The organism is Terriglobia bacterium (genome assembly GCA_032252755.1).
GTDB lineage: Bacteria > Acidobacteriota > Terriglobia > Terriglobales > Acidobacteriaceae > JAVUPY01.
On record JAVUPY010000021.1, the window covers coordinates 1 to 3,228 of the forward strand.

The window sequence follows — 3,228 nt, forward strand, 5'->3', positions numbered from 1 at the left end:
AATGAAATCGAGCGGCTCTTCCGGCGACTCAAAGGCTTCCGCAGAATCTTCTCCCGCTTCGAAAAACTCGACGTCGTCTTCATGGCCTTCCTGCACTTCGCTCTTATCGTCGAAGCACTCAGATAGTGTTAACACGCCCTAATCAGATGACGATGTGTTCCATGTGCGACAGGGTGGGTTCTTGAAGTGCGGGTCATTTTCGTGGCGCTCCGGCGGTAGTTGGAAAGCCTGAAGCGATGGCCTCGAGCAATAGTTGCACGGAGATGTGCTGCGTGAGCTCAGCATGATCGAGATATGGATTCACTTCGACAATGTCCACGCCGACAAGCTTGCCGTATCTCGCGATTCCGTGGAGCAACTGTTTGGCCTGCCGGAAACTTAAGCCGTCCGCTTCCGGGCTCTCAGTACCAGGAGCGATCGAAGGATCGAGTGCGTCGATGTCCAGGCTCACGTAGTAATTTCCAAGGTCCCCAATTTCGCTGACGACCGCGGCGATTCCCTCATCGTGAACACGCTCCATTGGGAAGACCAGATTGCCATGATCCAGGGTTTCGCGATATTCGCGATCCGTGCTCTTGATGCCTCGGACTCCGATGGTCACGATGCGCTTGACAAAGGACAACTCATGGATGCGCCGGAAAGGGCTGTTGTTAGTGAACTCCATATCCATCGACTTATTGCGATAGTCCAGATGAGCGTCCAGCAAGACCACCGTGAGCGGTCCGAACTTCTCAAACGCGGTCAGCAGTGGAAAACTAACTGAGTGGTCTCCGCCGATGGAGGCCAGAAGGAGACTGCGGTCAATGATGGAGCGGGCATGCGAGGTAGTTCGTTCGCGCGTAACTGTTGCGTCGAGTCGTACATCCACGTCGCCGGCATCCACGATGCGAACACCGGATAATAATGTGGCATTTTGTCCGATGTCGAAGTACCCAGACGCTCCCGCCGGCTCCCCGAGCCACCCAAATCGGGTGGAGGCGTCTCGGAGCGCTCGCGGCGCCTGACGGCAGCCCGGTCGCATGGAAGCCATATTGTCGAACGGAATGCCGAGCACCGCAACCTCGGCATTCATCTCTGCCGCCTCGAAAACGTATGGAGCCTTGCAGAAGGTTGCGATGCCAGTGTGTGGTAAGGCTGCCGATTGTCTCTTGGCAATCATCGAAACCGCTCCTTCCGTTGCTTCGAGGCTACTCAATTATTGTTGCCCTTTTGCCGTCCCGATTTAACCGGCAGCCTTAACGATTTCCTTCTCAATGGGTGCACCGACCAAATTGCCCCATTCGGTCCAGGAGCCGTCGTAATTCTTCACGTCCTTATAGCCAAGCAGATATTTCAGAGCGAACCAGCTGTGCGCGCTGCGCTCGCCGATACGGCAGTAGGAGATGACTTCGCCGCGTCCATCGACACCGTTCCCCTCGTATAGCTTTCTCAAGGCATCCACCGATTTGAATGTGCCGTCCTCGTTGGTTGCTTGTGACCACGGAATATTGGCGGCGCCCGGAATATGACCGCCACGCAGAGCCGTTTCAGACATTCCCGGAGGAGCAATCACTTTACCGGTGAACTCGTTCACTGAGCGGACATCCACCAATTTGGCACCACTTTTCTTACTGACGACGGCAAAGACCTGCTCTTTGCGCGCGCGGATTGACTCATCCGGTTCACTTGCATGATAGGAAACCCGCGCGATTTTTGGCACCTCGGTTGTGAGCGTACGCTTTTCCGCAATCCACTTCTTGCGGCCTCCATCAATGAGCCGAACGTCCTTGTGACCGTAAAATTTCAGCTGCCAGAAAGCGTAGGCGGCAAACCAATTGTTGTTGTCCCCGTAAAGCAGATTGTTGTCCCCGTAAAGCAGAATTGTGGTGTCATTCCAAATTCCCGATTTTCCCAGCAACTCTTCGAGCGAAGATTTCTGGATCAGATCGCGCCGGATATTGTCCTGCAGCTGCGTCTGCCAATTCCATCCTACCGCTCCTGGGATATGTCCCTGGTCATAGGCAGTGGTGTCCACGTCCACTTCGACCATCTGAATCGTTGGGTCATTCCGATGTTCCGTAGCCCATTCCGTCGAGACCAGCCCTTCTGGATGCTTATAGTCAGACATGTAATCTCCCATGAATAGTTGTCTACTCATGCTATAGTTGTGGCCTGTTTTCAGGGGGCCAGGACGAAGTTGGGGAAGTCCTCGAAGACCCAGTTATTTTTGAGGGTGTAGTAGATGACTCCCAGGAATTTGCGCGCCAGTGCGATGTTGGCCTTGCCTCCCCCGCGGCGGCGCTGGATGCGTTGATAGAACTGCTGCAGGAAAGAGCTGTATCGTTTGGCGATGAGCGCGCACTGTACCAGCGCGGTGCGCGCCAGCTTGTTGCCCTGCTTGGTGATGCGCCCGGAGCGTTCCGTTTGGTTGGAGTTCTGTACTCTTGGCACCAGGCCGAAATACGCAGCCAGCTTGCCGGGATTGTCGAAGTCATCGATACGCCCGATGGCGCTCAACAGCACCGCTGCGCTGACCGGGCCGATGCCCTTGATGCTCATCAGGTTTTCGTGGCCAGCCAGCTTTGGCCCTTCTTCTTCGATCAGCTCCTCCAGCTCGGCGATGCTGCCGGTGAGAGAACGAATCTGCGCGACCAGAACCCGCGCCTCCGCCGCTACGATCGGCGAGAGCGGCAGCGCCAGCACACGATCCAGGGCCTTGTTGCTGGACAGTGCTTCTTTCTTCAGGTTGATCCCTTCGGCGGAAAGCAGGTTGTTGATCTTGGCCTTCAGCGCCGACCGCTGCTTCACCAGCAGATCGCGCGTCTGCGCCAGATGTGCCATATTTCTTTGGTTCGGCTCTTTCATTCGCACCTCCGGCAACAAGTCTTTCGCCAGATACAACGCCAGCAATTCGGCGTCGTTCTTGTCGGTCTTCTTCACCGACTGGCTGATCACCTTGAACTGGGCTGGGTTCACGACCGCCACCCGCGCCACATGCTCGATAACTGCGTCATGGAACAGCCGCGTGCTGCCGGTGGCTTCCACGGCGATCTCATCGTCTTTCCTTAGCTGTGCGGCGAACAGCTTCAGCTCTCGCATCGGCCACTGCCGCAGATACGTCCGGCCATTTTCCAATCGTGTGCATACGGTGAACTGCGTCCGATGCAGGTCCACTCCCAGATAACGCTTCATCGCTTCTCTCCCGCGTTCTTCGCGCTGTGGAGCAGACGCGCTCTGCGGCGATCACCA

General features: G+C 56.2%; 4 protein-coding genes. 1 reads left to right on the forward strand and 3 read right to left on the reverse strand.

The window, feature by feature from the left end:
• A partial coding sequence (locus ROO76_03910; protein MDT8067290.1) for an IS5/IS1182 family transposase occupies window positions 1–126 on the forward strand: 126 nt, incomplete at its 5' end.
• A 67-nt stretch (window positions 127–193) separates the two neighbouring features.
• Here ROO76_03910 and ROO76_03915 read toward each other — a convergent pair.
• From ROO76_03915 to ROO76_03925, 3 genes are all read right to left on the reverse strand, one after another.
• Window positions 194–1,159: an arginase family protein gene (locus tag ROO76_03915; GenBank protein MDT8067291.1), complete on the reverse strand. Its 966-nt coding sequence runs from the start codon at window positions 1,157–1,159 to the stop codon at window positions 194–196.
• Window positions 1,160–1,222: 63 nt separating this feature from the next.
• Window positions 1,223–2,107 (reverse strand): sulfurtransferase, encoded by an 885-nt coding sequence (locus ROO76_03920; GenBank protein ID MDT8067292.1) that lies wholly within the window; start codon window positions 2,105–2,107, stop codon window positions 1,223–1,225.
• Window positions 2,108–2,157: 50 nt separating this feature from the next.
• Complete coding sequence (locus ROO76_03925) at window positions 2,158–3,171, reverse strand: IS110 family transposase (GenBank protein ID MDT8067293.1); 1,014 nt, start codon at window positions 3,169–3,171, stop codon at window positions 2,158–2,160.
• Window positions 3,172–3,228: the final 57 nt, after the last annotated feature.